Raw genomic sequence first — 12,035 nt, forward strand, 5'->3', positions numbered from 1 at the left:
TTTCAGAGGCCGAGGTCGCGGCCGATCAGTTCCTTCATGATTTCGTTCGAGCCGGCCCAGATCTTCGTCACCCGGGCGTCGCGCCAGGCGCGGGCCACCCGGTACTCGTTCATGTAGCCGTAGCCGCCGTGCAGCTGGACGCACGCGTCCAGGATCTCGTTCTGCACGTGCGCGCTCCACCACTTGGTCTTCGCGGCGTCCACCGCGGACAGCCGGTCCTCGTCGTGCGCGACGATCGCGTTGTCGACGTACGCCTGGGTCACCTCGGCCTTGGTGACCAGCTCGGCGATCAGGAACTTGTTGTACTGGAACGAGCCGACCGCCTGGCCGAAGGCCTTGCGCTGCTTCACGTAGTCGATCGTCTCGGCGAGGATCTGGGTGGCGTGCGCGATGTTCGACACCGCGGCGCCGATCCGCTCCTGCGCGAGCCGCTCCATCATGTGGATGAAGCCGCGGTCCACCTCACCGAGGACGTTGTCATCGGCAACGAAGACGTCCTCGAAGAACAGCTCCGACGTACCGGACTCGGTCTGGCCGACCTTGTCCAGCTTGCGGCCACGGGCGAACCCGGCCATCCCCTCCTCGACCACGAACAGCGTGATGCCCTTCGCGCCCTTCGACGGGTCGGTCCGGGCGGCGACGATCACCAGGTCGGCCATGTCGCCGTTCGTGATGAAGGTCTTCGACCCGTTCAGCACCCAGCCGCCGTCGGTCTTCTTCGCGGTCGTCTTCAGCGCCGCCAGGTCCGACCCGCCGGACGGCTCGGTCATCCCGATCGCGGCGACGTACTCGCCGGAGCAGAACTTGGGCAGCCAGCGCTGCTTCTGCTCCTCGGTGCCGAGGTCCACGAAGTACGGCGCGGCGCAGTCGTAGTGGATGCCGAAACAGCTCGACAGCGACGCGGAGACCTTCGACACCTCCTCCGCGAACACCGCGTTGAACCGGTAGTCGCCGACGCTCGAACCGCCGTACTCCTCCGGCACGTCCAGCCCGAGGAAGCCCTGCTTGCCGGCCTCCAGCCAGACCGCGCGGTCGATCGTCTTCTCGTCGAGGAACTGCTCCATCCGCGGCACCAGCGAGCGGTCGCAGTACTCCTTCGCACTGGCCCGGAATGCGTGATGGTCCTCGTTGAAGATGACGCGGTCCATGGGGCCTCCCCAAGGCATGAGACAAGTGGCTAAGCGCTTGCTTAGCTTCACGCGTTTGGTGCAAGGTGTCAACGTGTCCGCAGTCACCGACCCCCTGGTCTGGGAGCACGTCCAGCCCGCCGCAGCCCGCCGGCTGCTGACCGGCGCCGTCGACGCGTTCGCCGAGCGCGGCTTCCAGGCGACGACGACCCGCGACATCGCGTCCCGCGCCGGGATGAGCCCGGCCGCGCTGTACGTGCACTATCCGTCCAAGGAACGCCTGCTCTTCGAGATCAGCCTGTACGGCCACAAGGCAGCCTTGGAGGTACTGCGTACCGCGGACACCGGCCCGACCGCCGCGGACCGGCTGCGGTCGCTGGTCACCGCCTTCACCGCGTGGCACGCCGAGCACCACACGATCGCCCGCGTGGTGCAGTACGAGCTGGCCGCGCTCTCCCCGGAGCACCTGGCCGAGGTCGCCACGATCCGCCGCGCCATCTCCACCCAGATCGAGCAGGTACTCGCGGACGGCGTACGGGCGGACGAGTTCGCCGTCAGCGACCTGCCGGGCACCACGCTCGCCGTACTGTCGCTCTCGATCGACGTCGCCCGCTGGTACACCCCGCACCGCGGCGAGCCGGCCGCCCTCGGCAAGCTGTACGCCGACCTCGCGCATCGAATGGTCCAGGCATAGCAAAACCCCGCACCACCTGGGTGCGGGGTTTTCGCCGGGAAGGTCAGGCCTGCAGCGCGGCCTGGACGTCGAGGTGGATGTCCACCTTGTCACCGATCAGCAGCTTGCCACCCTCGAGCGGGACGTTGAAGTCGATGCCCCACTCCTTGCGGCTGATCGACGCGGAGGCCTCGAAACCGATGATGGTCTGGCCGTACGCGTTCTGGTCGACACCGAGGAACTCGACCGCGAACTCGATCGGCTTGGTGACGTCCTTGATGGTCAGGTCGCCGGCGAGCACGTAGTCGTCGCCCTCGGCCTTGATCGCGGTGCTGACGAAAGTCATCTTCGGGCTCTTCTCGGCGTCGAAGAAGTCGCCGGAGCGCAGGTGCCCGTCGCGCTGCGCGTTGCGGGTGTGCACGGAGGCCAGCTCGACGGCGACGTTCGCCACGGACTCCTCGATGGTGTCCTTGACGACGATCTCGCCGCTGAAGTCCTCGAACGTGCCGCGGACCTTGGTCATCAGGTGCCGCACGGTGAAGCCGATCTCGGTGTGCGCGGTGTCGATGGCGTAGGTACCGGCAACCAGGCCGGGGATCGTGCTGGTCAGGGTGCCGGTGGTGGTGTCGCTCATGAGGTCCTCTCGGGGAATGTGGTGCTACTGGTCGGGGGCGACGCAGCCTGGTTCAATAGTTAAAGCTTCAACCGATGACTACGACAGTAGGCAGTAACAGTTTAAATGTCAACCACATTCCCGGTACACTGTTCCCGTGACGACGGAAACTGAGATGGACCGGGGGACTCGGTGGCTCGACGCCGAGCAGCAGGTGGCATGGCGGGCCTACCTGCTGGGCACCGCACGCCTGATGGCGAAGCTCGACGACGACCTTCGTCAGTTCGGCCTGGGGATCAACGACTACGAGATCCTCGTCCGGCTGTCCGAGGCGCCCGACCGGCGGCTCCGGATGGCCGACCTGGCGGACCGGCTGCACCAGAGCCGCTCCCGCCTGACGCACACCGTCGGCCGCCTCGAGGCCGCCGAACTCGTCCGCCGTACGTCGTGCACGAGCGACAAGCGCGGCGTCTGGGCCGAGCTGACCGACGCCGGCTTCGCCCTGCTCGAGCAGGCCGCGCCGTACCACGTCGCCGGAGTCCGGGAGAACCTCGTCGACCTGGCCAGCCCCGACGACTTCGCCGCGGTCGGCCGGGTCTTCGACGCCGTCTCGGAGCACATCGGCCAGCGCTGACCGCTGGTCACCTGCCGGCCGGGGCCGGAGAGATCTCCAGCTGGTTCTCGTCCCGGCCGGCGCCGCGGTAGGCCATCATCGAGTCCCGCATCCGCCGCTTCAACGGCGGCACGTGATTGACCGTGCGCATCGCCGTACGCATGCCGGCCAGCGCCAGCCGGCCGATCACCGGCTTGTGCACCGGGTCGTCCGCGGTCATCTGGGCGCGCGACTTGATCACGGCGTCGAACCCGTACTCGATCATCTTCGTCTCGTAGTCCCGCACCGCCGCGACCAGTTCCCGGCGGCCGTCGCGTACGTCGATCAGCGCGCGGCAGAGGTTCACCGCGTCCCGGAGCGCGGTGTTCGCGCCGACGCCCCGGCCCGGCGTCATCGTGTGAATCGCGTCACCGATCAGCGTGACGTTCGTACTCTTCCACTGCTCCAGCGGGACCGACGTCCAGATGTTCACCGGGAAGCAGGTGCCCCGGTCGGTCAGCTCGAACATCCGGCGCAGGTTCGGGTGCCAGCCCGGCGTCAGGTCGAGCGCGACCTTGATCAGTTCATCGCCGGTCAACTCCATGATATTCGCGGGCAGCTTGTCCCTGGTCGCCGACAGGCCCCAGTTGATGTAGTCGCGGGTGTTGTCGAACTGCAGGCCCGGCCAGCGCCGGATCAGCTCCTCGGTGTTGCCGCCGATGCCGTGCTTCACCTGCCCGTCGCGGTCCCACTGGAACTCCATCACGTGGATGATGCAGAACAGCCCGCGCGGCGCGTTGATCATCGAGATGCCCTCGAAGACCTTCGGCGACACCAGCTTCGCGCTCTCGTCGGTGATCGGCAGCTTGCCGGCGATCGCGACGATCCCGGTCTCCTCGGTCTTCGCCTGCGGCAGGTACTGCCGGCGTACGCGGGATCCCGATCCGTCCGCCGCGACCAGCAGGTCCCCGGTCGCCTCGGTCCCGTCGGCGAAGTACGCCGTCACGTGGTCGTCGTACTGCTCGAAGTGCATGAACTCCTTGCCGAACTCCACCACGTCGTCGAGGCCGGTCAGCAGCACCTGGCGGAGCGTCATCCGGCTGATCGACTTCTCACTCTCGACCGGGTCCGTCGACGCCGGCACCTCCATCGACAGGACCTCCTTGAAGTCCTCGGTGAGCATGTTGAAGTACTTCGGGTCGCGCGCCTTCGTGGCGACGAACGTGTCGTACAGCTCCGGAGGAAGCAGCGAGTGCAGCGCGCGACTGCCGTCGGGGTCGATCCCGACCCGGTAGCCGTGCAGCCCGTCGGTGCGCAGCGCGTCCCGCTCGAACACCGCCACCTCGATCCCCGCCCGCAGCAGTCCGTGCGCCAGCGCGAGCCCGCCGGTCCCGCCGCCGATTACCAGCACCTTCATGTTCTCTCGTCCCTTCAAGTATCTTGGTAAACCGAGTATCTTGGAGATCCGAGAGAAATGCAAGCCCTATGCTGAGGCGGACCATGACCAGTTCCCGCGAAGAGCTCACCGGTGAGATCCAGCAGCGCATGATCCGGCTGATCGCCGAGGTCGTGCTGTTCAACCACGCGATCTCGGCCAAGGTCGGGCTCGGCGCGAGCGACTCCCAGTTCATGACACTGCTGCAGACGTACGGCCCGCTCACCCCGCGGCAGCTCACCGAGCACACGGGCCTGACGTCCGGAACGGTCACCGGCGTCATCGACCGGCTCGAGTCGCACGGCTTCGTCACCCGCCGGCCCGATCCGGCGGACCGGCGGAAGGTCGTCGTCACGCCGTCACTGGAGGCGATCAACGAGCGGCTCGCCCCGCTGTACGCCGACCAGGGCAACCGGCTGGCCGGCGTCCTGGAATCGCGCACCGTCGAGGAACTCCAGACCATCGCCGCGTTCCTCAACGACTCGGTCGCTGAAGCCAGGAGCTAAAGCGATTGAGGGCGCCGCCCTCCTCCGGGAACCTGCTGGACGTGACCGAACTCCACCAGGACGGCCGCGCCGGCATCGATGCGGCGCTGGTACGGCGACTGATCGCACAGCAGTTCCCGCACTGGGCCGACCTGCCGGTGACGCCGGTTGCGGTCGACGGCTGGGACAACCGGACGTACCGGCTGGGCCCTGGCCTCACCGCCCGCCTCCCGACGGCCGAGTCGTACGTCGCCGCCGTCGACAAGGAACACGTCTGGCTCCCCCGCCTCGGGCCGGAACTACCGGTCGAGATCCCGGAGGCTGTGGCCAAAGGGGAACCAGGCCTCGGGTATCCCTACCCCTGGGCCGTCCGGCGCTGGATCCAGGGCGAGACGGCTTCGCCCGGCACCGTCCAGGACCTCGACGAGTTTGCCCGCTCCGTCTCCGCGTTCATCCTCGCGCTGCAGAACGTCGACGCGACCGGCGGACCGCTCGCCGGCGCGCACAGCTTCCACCGGGGCGCGTCCCTGGAGCACTACCACGACGAGACGATCGACGCTCTCGCCGTACTGGATCTCCCCCACGACGTGTGGGACGCCGCGCTCGCCGCCTCGTGGGACGAGGCCCCGGTGTGGTTCCACGGCGACATCGCCGGCGGCAACCTGCTCGTCCGCGACGGCCGGCTGTCCGCGGTCATCGACTTCGGTACGTCGGGCGTCGGCGACCCCGCCTGCGACCTGGTGATCGCGTACACGTTCTTCTCCGGCTCGTCCCGCGCGATCTTCCGCGAAGCTGTGGCCCAAGACGACGCGATGTGGGCCCGCGCCCGCGGCTGGGCGTTCTGGAAAGCGGCGATCACCTACGAGACGTCACCGGCCAGTCGCCAGGTGCTTGAAGAAGTGCTCGCGGATCACCAAGCAAACGCATGACCTGCTCCGGGTGGCGCACACTGGTGGCACCCCCCACGAAAAGAGCAGATCGATGAGCAGCCCCATCCCCCTCCAGGATGGCCGCGCCCAAGTACCGGAAGGCCACGTCCTGGTCAGCAGCACGTGCTGGTCCTGTGGAGCCTCGCTAGGCAAACACGTTCCCCTCCGGCAGCGCCGTCACCAACACTTCACCTGGTCCTGCGAGACCTGCGACGTCGCCTGGGCCGGACCAGGGTCCGATCTGGCGCAGCCGGCCTGATTCACGGCGCGTCTGCGAGCGGAGTCGGTCTCCGGGAGGTCAAGGCCGGCCCCGCCCTGGATCCGTTTCAGCTGATCCCGACCTCGTGGAAGGCTGCCCTGACGGTCTGCGGTGCCTGGCGGGCGACCACGCCGTCCCGCGCCAGGATGCGCGCCATCTCACTCGCGACGTGCGCCGTGTCGGCGAACACCGCGGTCGGCCACAGGTTCTGCAGGGTCGCGTACCAGAGCTTCGCCGCGGGGAAGCTGCCGAGATCGGTCGCGATCAGGTAGAACACCCGGTTGATGATCCCGCTGTTGACGTGCGGGTCGCCGTTCGGCACGTAGCCCGCCATGCTGTCGGGCTGCGGGTCCTTGCCGAGCAGCGGATCGTCGTACGCCGTGCCCGGGTGCGCCATCGACCGGATCGCCTCGCCGTACAGGTCGTCGGCCATCACGCCCTCGCCGATCAGCCAGTTGAACGTACCGGCATCCTGGCCGCTGACGTACTGGTCGATACACGCGCCCATGATGTCCGAGGTCGCCTCGTTCAGGGCACCCGTCTGGTCCGTGTACCCGAGGCCGGCCGTGTACTGCGTGACGCCGTGGGTCAGCTCGTGGCCGGGTACGTCGACGTCATTGGTGAAATCCTTGAAGATGACGTTGTCGCCGTTCCCGAACACCATTTCCGAGCCGTCCCAGAACGCATTGTCGTACTGGACACCGAAATTGACGTTGCCGTCGATCGTCAGGCCGGCGTTGTCGATCGACTCGCGGCCGAGCACGTCGTGGTAGAACTTCCGCGTCGCGGTCAGCGCGTCGTACGCGAGATTGGCGTTCTGGGCCGCGACCGGTGGATCGTCCGGTCCGCGGATCAGCTGGACGTTGACGGTCCACTGGTTCTGGTCGTCGTAGATGGCGATGTCACTCTTGCCCGGCTGGGGCGGAGTAAGCGTTTGAAGGGTCGCGTAGGTGGCACTCTTGCGCTGTTGCCGCAACGCCTGGTCGGCCATCGCCGCACGAACGGCCTCGGTCCCGCGCCCCTGCCTCTGCGCGTTCCTCGCGATGTGGTCGGTGATGTGCGGCGGAATGAAAAAACATGTTGGTGTTGCCATCATGATGCTCCTGGAGTCCGAGTGGCGGATGTACCTGCGGCACCCCACATCCGCGGCGGACCCCGCGCCCCCACACCCCACCACCCACGACCTGCCATAAGCCCCCACCGCCCCAAGACCGCGGGGCGGTGCGGCTACTCCTAGTTGATACCCGGAAACCCGTGTTGTCCATACCGGGAGCTATTCGTTGCAAATACCAACAATGCTTCTCAGTGCATACTCATCCGCATTTCACGACCCCTTTTCTTCCGGCCGGTCACACCAGCGCGGAGACGCCTTCGTACTCGCCGACCGGCGCGACGCCGACGGTCTCGTACTCGAGCAGCAGCAGACCGCTCGGAGTCGCCTCGTGCTTCGCGAGCCTCAGCCCCGCGGCCTCCCCCGGCCCGTCGAACAGCCGCCGCCCGTCCCCGATCACAGTCGGCGCCACCACGAGCCGCACCACGTCGACCAGCCCGGCGTCGAGCAGCGCCCGGCCGAGTCGCGCACTCCCATGCACCTGCAGCTCGCGCCCCGGCCCCTCCTTTAGCTCCGCAACACCTTCGAGCGTCCTCAGCACGGTCGCCGGCTGCCAGGCACACTCCGCCAACGTCGCGCTGACGACATACTTCGGCAAGGAGTTCATCAGCTCGGTGAACGGGTCGTCCGGATCGGTGATCCGCGGCCAGTCCCGCGCGAACGCCTCATAGGTACGCCGCCCGAGCAGCAGCCCGTCCGCCTGATGCAACTGCTCCGCGGCACGGCGTACGAACAACTCGTCCATGTACGGCACCAGCCAGCCGCCGCGGGTGAAACCGCCGCTGGTGTCCTCACTCGGCGACCCCGGCCCCTGACTCACCCCGTCCAGCGTGACGAACTCCGTGAGTACCAGCTTCATCCCTCCACCGCCGCCGCGAGTTGCTTGGTCACCGTGCCCCAGCCGTCGGCGAACCCGAGGTCCTCGTGCAACGCCCGCGCCGCCGCCGAGCCGTGCCGTACGACGACCCGGTAGTCCGTACCCTCCGCATGCTCCGCGAGCGACACCTCCGCGGTCATCAGCAACGGCTCCGGATCGGCCGGACGCCAGCGACTGTCGATCGCGTTCGTGAACACCAGCCGCTCGAGTTCCTCCACCACCAGGAAGCTCGCATCCAGATGCGGCCCGAACGCCGTACCGTCCTCGCTGAGCTCGGTCACCATCGCACCACCCGGCCGCAACTCGAGGCGCCGTACCCGGCAGACCGCCGGTGCCGGCACCCACCACCGCGCGAACCGCTCCGGATCGCTCCACGCCCGCCAGACCTTCGCCCGCGGCGCCCGGATCAGGCGCTCCACGACCAGGTCCAGCTCCGGATCGAACTCCGACTTCACATGTCCTCCTCGATGACCAAGCGCTCCAACCTGTCGGTGCGCTCCTCCCAGATCCGCCGCTGCTCGGCCAGCCAGTCGTCGACCACGGCCAGCCGTTCCCGGTTCAGCACGCAGGTCCGCACCCGGCCGGTCTTGACCGTGCGGATCAAGCCGTTGGACTCCAGTGTCCGGACGTGCTTCATGAACGACGGCAGCGTGATCGGGTACTCGGCGGCGAGCTCACCCACGCTGGTCGGGCCGCGCCCGAGCCGCCGGATCACGCTCCGCCGGGTCGGATCGGCGAGCGCGACGAACACTCCGTCGACCTCATACTGTGCCATGAGGCTAAGTATCGCGTTCTCTCAATACTTAGCGCAAGGGCTAAGTATTCGGTGCTGAAAAACCCCGCCTCCGGTTGGTGGAGACGGGGTTTTCGGGCGCGGCGTGTCAGTCGCGGGTGAGCTTGCGGTGCGTCACCCGGTGCGGGCGGGCCGCCTCCGGGCCGAGGCGCTCCAGCTTGTTCGCCTCGTACGACGCGAAGTTGCCCTCGAACCAGAACCAGTTCGCCTCGTCCTCGTCCGTGCCCTCCCAGGCCAGGATGTGGGTCGCGACGCGGTCCAGGAACCACCGGTCGTGGGACACGACCACGGCACAGCCCGGGAACTCCAGCAGCGCGTCCTCGAGCGACTGCAGGGTCTCGACGTCCAGGTCGTTGGTCGGCTCGTCGAGGAGCAGCAGGTTGCCGCCCATCTTCAGCGTCAGCGCCAGGTTCAGCCGGTTCCGCTCACCGCCGGACAGTACACCGGTCGGCTTCTGCTGGTCCGGGCCCTTGAACCCGAACGACGCGACGTACGCCCGGCTCGGCATCTCGAAGTTCGCGACCTTGATGTGGTCGAGGCCGTCGGACACCTGCTCCCACACGGTCTTCTTCGGGTCCAGGCCGCCGCGCGACTGGTCGACGTACGAGATCTTCACCGTCTCGCCGAGCTTCAGCGTGCCCGCGTCGGGCTGCTCCTCGCCGACGATCATCCGGAAGAGCGTCGACTTGCCGACGCCGTTCGGGCCGACCACACCGACGATGCCGGCCCGCGGCAGGCTGAAGCTCAGCCCGTCGATCAGCTTGCGGTCGCCGAACCCCTTGACCAGCTTGGAGGCCTCGAGCACGGTGCTGCCCAGCCGCGGACCGGCTGGGATGTTGATCTCGTCGATGTCCAGCTTCCGGGCCCGCTCGGCCTCGGCCGCGAGCTCCTCGTAGCGCGCCAGCCGGGCCTTGCTCTTGGTCTGCCGGGCCTTCGCGTTCGACCGGACCCACTCGAGCTCGCGCTCCAGGATCTTCTGCCGCTTGGCGTCCTTCTGCCCCTCGACCACGAGCCGCTGCTGCTTGGTCTCCAGGTACTTCGAGTAGTTGCCCTCGTAGCCGTACGTCCGGCCGCGGTCGAGCTCGAGGATCCACTCGGCGACGTTGTCCAGGAAGTACCGGTCGTGGGTGATGGCCATCACGGCGCCCGGGTACTTCTGCAGGTGCTGCTCCAGCCAGAGCACGGACTCGGCGTCCAGGTGGTTGGTGGGCTCGTCGAGCAGCAGCAGGTCCGGCTGCTGGAGCAGCAGCTTGCAGAGCGCGACCCGGCGGCGCTCACCACCGGACAGGTTGTCGACGATCGCTTCCGGCGGCGGGCAGCGCAGCGCGTCCATCGCCTGCTCGAGCTGGGCGTCGATGTCCCACGCGTTGCGGTGGTCGAGCTCGGTCTGCAGGTCGCCCATCTCGGCCAGCAGCGTGTCGTAGTCCGCGTCCGGATCGGCCAGCTCGGCGGAGATCTCGTTGAAGCGGTCGAGCTTCTGCTTGGTGTCGCCGACGCCTTCCTCGACGTTCTCCAGCACGGTCTTGCCCTCGGTCAGCGGCGGCTCCTGCAGCAGGATCCCTACCGTCGCGTCGTCGGCCAGCCGCGCCTCACCGTTGTTCGGGTGCTCGAGCCCGGCCATGATCTTGAACAGCGAGGACTTGCCGGTGCCGTTCGGGCCGACCACGCCGATCTTCGCGCCGGTCAGGAAGTTCAGCGTGACGTTGTCGAGAACGACCTTGTCGCCGTACGCCTTCCGGACGTTGCGAAGCGTGTAGATGAATTCCGCCATACGCAGAGCCTATGTGCTCCCCCTACCGGTTTCCCAACCGGTTGTCCACAGCCGCCGACATCATCCGTCCCGCCGGGCGCGATCCGGGCACCTTCTCCGTCGACAACACCCCCTCCGACCGGAAGGCACCCTCATGAGTCTCGGTGACACGTACCTCACAGTCCTGGGCTGGATCGGCAGCGATCCCGATTTCAGGGAGATTCGCCAGACACCCCAAACCACCTTCCGCCTCGGCTCCACACCCCGCCAGTTCGACAAGACCCTCAACGGCTACGTGGACAAACCCACCACCTGGTTCACGGTCCAGTGCTGGCGAGGCCTGGCCCGCAACGCCTTCGAGTCCATCAAGATCGGGCAGCCGGTCATCGTCACCGGCCGCCTGCGGACCCACGAGTGGACCGACGACTCCGGTGAGCAGCACAGCCGCGTCATCCTCGAGGCGTTCACCCTCGGCCACGACCTCAGCCGCGGCACGACGACCTTCGCCAAGAACGCGCCCCGCGCCGAGGCAGTGCCCTTCGCGCCCACCGAGCTCACTCCGGCCGGCGCCACCGCCGCGCCGTACCCGCCCGACGAGTTCTCCACCACCCCGCTCCCCCTGTCCGCGGAACGCCCGGCCGCGGAGGCGGCATGACTATCTCACCGTTGACTTATATAAGCCCTGCCCGGCATTCTGGGGACCTACCCAGCAGCCGACCAGGAGAGGGAACCACCCGTGATCGACTTCCTCGAGCACATCAACGCGGTCCAGCGCGAGGTCAGCCGGACCGGCGAGACCGTGACGGTGCTGATGCGCCGCACCTACCGGGCCGAGCCGACCGAGGTGTGGGACGCCCTGACGGACCCGGAGCGGATGGCTCGCTGGTTCATGCCGGTGAGCGGCGACCTGAAGGTCGGCGGCTCGTTCCAGCTCCAGGGCAACGCCGGCGGCGAGATCCTCGAGTGCGATCCGCCGAAGCGCTTCAAGGTGACGTTCGGCGGACCCGCCAGCTTGCTCGAGCTGCGACTCCTCCCCGGAGCGGGCTCCTCGACCGATCTCGAGCTCGAACACTCGATGGACGCGGCACCGGCCCCCGGCGGCGCCGGCGCACTCTGGGTCGGCCCCGGCTGGGACGGCGGCCTGCTCGGCCTCGCGCTCTACGTCACCGGCGAACTGCCACCGGACGCGGACCCGACCGCGATGGCCAACTCCGCCGAGGTGATCAAGTACAACGAGCACTGCGTCCGCGCCTGGATCGAGGCCGTCCGCGCCTCCGGCACCACCACCGAGGAGGACCTGCTCAGCGCCGCCAGGACCTCGATGGCGCAGTTCGCCCCCGACGCCGAGCTCTGAGCATCCGGAGCGCGCGCCGCCTCGACCCCGGCGCGCG

The 12,035-nt window shown here is 68.0% G+C and carries 14 protein-coding genes; 6 read left to right on the forward strand and 8 right to left on the reverse strand.

Annotated elements, in window-relative coordinates; genetic code table 11:
• Positions 1 to 2: 2 nt before the first annotated feature.
• Entirely contained in the window at positions 3 to 1,148 is a 1,146-nt protein-coding gene (locus tag ACQHIV_RS18725) for an acyl-CoA dehydrogenase family protein (RefSeq protein ID WP_380198995.1), read from the reverse strand.
• A 73-nt stretch (positions 1,149 to 1,221) separates the two neighbouring features.
• Here ACQHIV_RS18725 and ACQHIV_RS18730 point away from each other — a divergent pair, with 73 nt between their 5' ends.
• Positions 1,222 to 1,821, forward strand: coding sequence for a TetR/AcrR family transcriptional regulator (locus tag ACQHIV_RS18730; protein ID WP_427895970.1), 600 nt, complete (start codon positions 1,222 to 1,224; stop codon positions 1,819 to 1,821).
• Positions 1,822 to 1,864: 43 nt separating this feature from the next.
• Here the strand turns inward: ACQHIV_RS18730 and ACQHIV_RS18735 are convergent, their stop codons facing one another.
• Positions 1,865 to 2,434, reverse strand: a complete 570-nt coding sequence (locus ACQHIV_RS18735) for a YceI family protein (RefSeq protein WP_427895971.1) — start codon at positions 2,432 to 2,434, stop codon at positions 1,865 to 1,867.
• A 154-nt stretch (positions 2,435 to 2,588) separates the two neighbouring features.
• Between ACQHIV_RS18735 and ACQHIV_RS18740 the strand changes: the two genes are divergently transcribed.
• Positions 2,589 to 3,047 carry a MarR family winged helix-turn-helix transcriptional regulator gene (locus ACQHIV_RS18740; protein WP_427896525.1) on the forward strand — a complete coding sequence of 153 codons (459 nt, stop codon included), beginning with the start codon at positions 2,589 to 2,591 and terminating at the stop codon, positions 3,045 to 3,047.
• 7 nt (positions 3,048 to 3,054) lie between these two features.
• Here the strand turns inward: ACQHIV_RS18740 and ACQHIV_RS18745 are convergent, their stop codons facing one another.
• The gene (locus ACQHIV_RS18745) at positions 3,055 to 4,422 is read right to left on the reverse strand and encodes an FAD-dependent oxidoreductase (RefSeq protein ID WP_427895972.1); all 1,368 of its coding nucleotides are present in this window, start codon (positions 4,420 to 4,422) and stop codon (positions 3,055 to 3,057) included.
• Between the two features lie 83 nt (positions 4,423 to 4,505).
• On the opposite strand from ACQHIV_RS18745, the gene ACQHIV_RS18750 reads away from it, so the two are divergent.
• Together ACQHIV_RS18750 and ACQHIV_RS18755 are read left to right on the forward strand one after the other, a co-directional pair.
• Complete coding sequence (locus tag ACQHIV_RS18750; RefSeq protein WP_427895973.1) at positions 4,506 to 4,946, forward strand: MarR family winged helix-turn-helix transcriptional regulator; 441 nt, start codon at positions 4,506 to 4,508, stop codon at positions 4,944 to 4,946.
• Positions 4,947 to 4,987: 41 nt separating this feature from the next.
• Positions 4,988 to 5,854, forward strand: coding sequence for an aminoglycoside phosphotransferase family protein (locus ACQHIV_RS18755; RefSeq protein ID WP_427895974.1), 867 nt, complete (start codon positions 4,988 to 4,990; stop codon positions 5,852 to 5,854).
• A gap of 326 nt (positions 5,855 to 6,180) precedes the next feature.
• Here ACQHIV_RS18755 and ACQHIV_RS18760 read toward each other — a convergent pair whose 3' ends face one another.
• From ACQHIV_RS18760 to ettA, 5 genes are all read right to left on the reverse strand, one after another.
• Positions 6,181 to 7,104 carry a M4 family metallopeptidase gene (locus ACQHIV_RS18760; protein WP_427895975.1) on the reverse strand — a complete coding sequence of 308 codons (924 nt, stop codon included), beginning with the start codon at positions 7,102 to 7,104 and terminating at the stop codon, positions 6,181 to 6,183.
• A 358-nt stretch (positions 7,105 to 7,462) separates the two neighbouring features.
• On the reverse strand, positions 7,463 to 8,083 hold the full coding sequence (locus tag ACQHIV_RS18765; RefSeq protein WP_427895976.1) for a dihydrofolate reductase family protein: 621 nt from the start codon (positions 8,081 to 8,083) through the stop codon (positions 7,463 to 7,465).
• On the reverse strand, positions 8,080 to 8,556 hold the full coding sequence (locus tag ACQHIV_RS18770) for an SRPBCC domain-containing protein (protein WP_427895977.1): 477 nt from the start codon (positions 8,554 to 8,556) through the stop codon (positions 8,080 to 8,082). Before ACQHIV_RS18770 ends, ACQHIV_RS18765 begins: the two co-directional genes overlap by 4 nt.
• Complete coding sequence (locus ACQHIV_RS18775; RefSeq protein WP_427895978.1) at positions 8,553 to 8,876, reverse strand: ArsR/SmtB family transcription factor; 324 nt, start codon at positions 8,874 to 8,876, stop codon at positions 8,553 to 8,555. Before ACQHIV_RS18775 ends, ACQHIV_RS18770 begins: the two co-directional genes overlap by 4 nt.
• Positions 8,877 to 8,982: 106 nt before the next feature.
• The gene (ettA, locus tag ACQHIV_RS18780; RefSeq protein ID WP_427895979.1) at positions 8,983 to 10,665 is read right to left on the reverse strand and encodes an energy-dependent translational throttle protein EttA; all 1,683 of its coding nucleotides are present in this window, start codon (positions 10,663 to 10,665) and stop codon (positions 8,983 to 8,985) included.
• A gap of 133 nt (positions 10,666 to 10,798) precedes the next feature.
• On the opposite strand from ettA, the gene ACQHIV_RS18785 reads away from it, so the two are divergent.
• Complete coding sequence (locus tag ACQHIV_RS18785) at positions 10,799 to 11,299, forward strand: single-stranded DNA-binding protein (protein WP_427895980.1); 501 nt, start codon at positions 10,799 to 10,801, stop codon at positions 11,297 to 11,299.
• An 81-nt stretch (positions 11,300 to 11,380) separates the two neighbouring features.
• Complete coding sequence (locus ACQHIV_RS18790) at positions 11,381 to 11,998, forward strand: SRPBCC family protein (protein WP_427895981.1); 618 nt, start codon at positions 11,381 to 11,383, stop codon at positions 11,996 to 11,998.
• Positions 11,999 to 12,035: the final 37 nt, after the last annotated feature.

This window comes from Kribbella polygonati (assembly GCF_050320105.1).
Lineage (GTDB): Bacteria > Actinomycetota > Actinomycetes > Propionibacteriales > Kribbellaceae > Kribbella.